The 2,708-nt window shown below is 64.2% G+C and carries 4 protein-coding genes; 2 read left to right on the top strand and 2 right to left on the bottom strand.

Annotated elements, in window-relative coordinates; all coding sequences use genetic code 11:
* Window positions 1-381, top strand: a 381-nt coding sequence (locus AC1D00_RS35455; protein WP_477013872.1) for a sensor histidine kinase, incomplete at its 5' end; no start/stop codon positions are given.
* Window positions 378-1,040: a response regulator gene (locus AC1D00_RS35450; protein WP_027549295.1), complete on the top strand. Its 663-nt coding sequence runs from the start codon at window positions 378-380 to the stop codon at window positions 1,038-1,040. The genes AC1D00_RS35455 and AC1D00_RS35450, both read left to right, overlap by 4 nt.
* Before the next feature lie 5 nt (window positions 1,041-1,045).
* On the opposite strand, the gene AC1D00_RS35445 is transcribed toward AC1D00_RS35450, so the two are convergent.
* Together AC1D00_RS35445 and AC1D00_RS35440 are read right to left on the bottom strand one after the other, a co-directional pair.
* Entirely contained in the window at window positions 1,046-1,888 is an 843-nt protein-coding gene (locus tag AC1D00_RS35445; protein WP_477013871.1) for a hypothetical protein, read from the bottom strand.
* A 206-nt stretch (window positions 1,889-2,094) separates the two neighbouring features.
* The gene (locus tag AC1D00_RS35440; RefSeq protein ID WP_167771278.1) at window positions 2,095-2,586 is read right to left on the bottom strand and encodes an SRPBCC family protein; all 492 of its coding nucleotides are present in this window, start codon (window positions 2,584-2,586) and stop codon (window positions 2,095-2,097) included.
* Between the last annotated feature and the right edge of the window lie 122 nt (window positions 2,587-2,708).

The raw sequence follows: 2,708 nt of genomic DNA, 5'->3' as shown, positions 1-2,708 counted from the left end.
GGCTGGAACGGACGCAGCCGCGGCGAGACGCGTTTTGCGATCCGGTTCGACGGCGCCTTCGAGACCCTCCCGGCCGCGATCAGCGCCAGCCTCTACCGCATCGTGCAGGAGGCCCTCACCAACGCCGCCAAGCATGCCGGCGCAACCAAGGTGAGTCTGGAATTGACGATGCGGACCGACGAGATCGCGCTTGCGATCGACGACGACGGACGGTCGAGCGATCCCGCCGCGAAATCCGGAATGGGCCTGCTCGGCATGCGTGAGCGCGTCGCGGCCCTGCGCGGCCGACTGAGCTTCGAGGCCGGCCCGCATGGCGGCACTGCGCTGCGCGTCGCCATCCCTGTCACCGCCGATCGGCCGGTGCTGGAGCACGCGGCATGAGCGCGGCCGACGCGACCATCCTGCTGGTTGACGACCATTCCGTCGTCCGCGAAGGCTATCGCTCGGTGCTCCAGAAGCAACCCGGCCTGCGCGTCGTCGCCGAAGCCGCCGACGGCGCGGAGGCCTACCGTCTGTTCAAGTCCGAGGCACCCGACCTCGTCATCATGGATTTGAGCATGCCCGGCATCGGCGGCATCGAGGCCGTCAGGCGCATCCGGCAGTGGGACAAGGGCGCCAGAATCCTCGTCTTCACCATGCACCAGAATGCGGGCTTCGCCGTGCAGGCGATCCGCGCCGGTGCCAGGGGCTATGTCACCAAGATGAGCCCGCCGGAAACGCTGGTGCGCGCGGTGATGGACGTGCTCGCCGGCAAGATCGCCATCAGCCCCGACATCGACCACGAGCTCGCACTGAGCCGCATCAGCGGCGAGAGCTCGGCCGCCGACGTCCTCACGCCGCGCGAGTTCGAGGTGTTGCGGCTGCTGCTCGCCGAGAACACGACGGAGGAGATCGCCGAGACGCTCCACGTCAGTCCGAAGACGGTGGCGAACCTGCACTCGCTGATCAAGGACAAGCTCGGCGTCGACTCCGACATCGAGCTGGTCCGCCTGGCACTGCGCCAGGGAATCTTGACGCAGGTCGATCTCGGCGAGGCCTGAAGCGCTCAGGCGAGATAACGCGTCAGATAGCCTTCCATGGCGTAGAGCGCGCAGAGCGCAAGGCTCGACCACACCGCTGCGCTGAAATACAGGAACATCCAGGTCAGCTCGCCTTTCCAGTGCGCGATGTCGTGGGTCACCACCCAGCGCGTCGCGACGTCATGCAGGCCTTCGAGGAAGCCGAGCAGCCTGTTGCCCTCTTCATGCCCCGCCCGCCAGCGGCTGAGATACATCGGCACATCGACGGTGACGAGGAAGGCGAGGAAGCAGGCGATGCCGACGATGCCGGCGATCAGCGCCCAGCGCACTACGCCCTGGAATTCCGGCATCAGGCGGCACAGCGCGATGCCGGCGAGGAAAAACGTCACCGCCCACAGCGAGTTCTCGATCGCGTTGTAGAGGAAGTTCGTGGTGACGACCGCGTACCACGAGAAGCACTCCGCGATGATGATGATGGGCACAATCACAAGCGCGATGTTCACCGCGGTCTCCGCCCCGGTCATGTGACCTAGCTGATGCAGGATGATCGCCCATTGCGCGACGAAGCACAGTTCGGCCACGGTCGCGACGGTGCGGCCGACGAACACGCTGGAGAGCCAGGTGTCGAACRGACAGATGCGCTGCACGTCGGCGCGCGGCAGGAACGATCGGAACGCGCAGCCGAACACATAGCCGGCGCACAGCAGGAACATCAGCCCGATATCCGAACCGCCGCCGGCGCTGCCGGCAACGGTCGGATAGAACTCGCGGTACAGCATGAACCAGACGAGGATGTTGGCACTGCTGACAAGCGTGAGCGACCCCCACCACCACGCGAGGGGATTTGACCGCGCCTGCCACTGCAACATGAATCGCTCCGCCGTAATCGATGTGACATCTAACGGTAGCAATTCTGTCATAAATCAGCAGCACGACGCGACAAAAATCTACGTTATGGCGCTGTCATAATTGACCTGCGCGCTGTCATATTCGCGAAGGCGACGGCGTCTCCGGGCGTTTTCCGAGTTTGATTCCGGGGGCGCTACTTCGGGGCCCCCGGTATCACGCCGGCGTTCTATTTCTTCAGCCCGCTCACATAGGCCGCGAGCTTATCCAGCGTCTGGTAGCCGTATTCGACCGCGCCGAAGCCGATCATGCCATCGCGCTGCTCGGTGCTCGAGGCCAGTTGCCGCATCATCAGCACGGTCTTGCCGTTGCTCTGCTCGGCAAAGGTGAGGGTGAAGCGGAACATGCTGGGATCGTCGTCCTGGTCGACGCCGTGATCCATCTCCATCAGCGACGGCCGCTCGATGCGGCGGAAGCGCATGCGGTTCGGATAGACGGTGCCGTCAGGACCGATCATGTTGAAGCGCCAGACGCCGCCGACTCGCACGTCGATCTCGAAGGTCTCGATCTTGAAGCCCTTCGGCCCGAACCATTGCGGGAGATGTTTTGGATCGGACCACGCCTCGAACACCAGATCGCGCGGCGCGTCGATCACGCGCGACATCACGATCTCGCGGTCGAGCGACCATTGCGACAGAGCGGGATTGGCAGAATTCGTCATCACTCAGAACCTTTCCGTTTGCTTGGCTTGTTGTTTGTCTTGTCGGTCGTTCTGGACGGCTGCCTGGCAGCCGCCCTCTCCTTCTTGAGCTTCATCACATAGGCCTCGAACCGGTCGAGACG

Source organism: Bradyrhizobium sp. P2_E8 (assembly GCF_056403875.1).
The sequence above is the reverse complement of the archived record's forward strand: the minus strand, read 5'-3'. Positions and strand labels throughout refer to the sequence as shown.

Excerpts from the sequence above, each read along its gene's own strand:
- AC1D00_RS35450 (WP_027549295.1), top strand. The coding sequence starts at position 378 with ATGAGCGCGGCCGACGCGACCATCCTGCTGGTTGACGACCATTCCGTC.
- AC1D00_RS35440 (WP_167771278.1), bottom strand. The coding sequence starts at position 2,586 with ATGACGAATTCTGCCAATCCCGCTCTGTCGCAATGGTCGCTCGACCGC.